This is a genomic window from Paenibacillus marchantiophytorum (assembly GCF_014640555.1).
GTDB lineage: Bacteria > Bacillota > Bacilli > Paenibacillales > NBRC-103111 > Paenibacillus_E > Paenibacillus_E marchantiophytorum.
The window spans coordinates 1-689 of sequence record NZ_BMHE01000144.1 but is presented as its reverse complement, the minus strand read 5'-3'; the positions used below and the strand labels follow the sequence as shown (position 1 = coordinate 689).

1 protein-coding gene and 1 pseudogene are annotated in these 689 nt (G+C 39.6%); both read left to right on the top strand.

What is annotated here, in order from left to right; genetic code table 11:
• Positions 1–192: cytochrome c oxidase subunit II transmembrane domain-containing protein (locus IEY34_RS38300; RefSeq protein ID WP_229507540.1), on the top strand; the 192-nt coding region annotated here is incomplete at its 5' end.
• Positions 193–327: 135 nt separating this feature from the next.
• Positions 328–663 (top strand): annotated as a pseudogene (locus tag IEY34_RS38295) (cytochrome c oxidase subunit II); the annotation flags it as partial.
• Positions 664–689: the final 26 nt, after the last annotated feature.

Sequence of the window (689 nt, the reverse complement as noted above, 5' to 3'; positions counted from 1 at the left end):
GCACACCCTGCACAACTAGGATTCCAAGACGCAGCATCACCTGTAATAGAAGAACTTTTATGTTTTCACGATCATGCTTTAATAATTGTATTTTTAATCAGCACCTTAGTTCTATACATTATCATCGCAATAGTGTCAACCAAACTAACGAATAAATTTATTCTAGATTCCCAAGAAATCGAAATCGTATGAACAGTCCTTCCGGCCATCATTCTTATTTTGATTGCTTTACCATCACTTCGAATTTTATACCTTATAGATGAAATTAATGACCCCCACGTTACTATTAAAGCCGTAGGACATCAATGGTACTGAAGCTACGAATATACAGACTACGAAAACCTAGAATTTGACTCTTATATAGTACCAACCCAAGACCTCACACCAGGGGGCTTTCGGCTTCTTGAAACAGACCATCGAATAGTAGTTCCCAAAGAATCACCAATTCGAATTTTAGTTTCAGCTGAAGACGTACTGCACTCTTGAGCTGTTCCATCATTAGGCATTAAAATAGACGCAGTACCCGGACGATTAAACCAAACCGCTTTTATTGTTTCACGTCCAGGTGTATTCTACGGACAATGCTCTGAAATCTGCGGGGCTAACCACAGCTTTATGCCCATTGTAGTCGAAGCCGTCCCACTTGAATTCTTTGAAAACTGATCTTCAGCTATACTAGAAGACGCCTA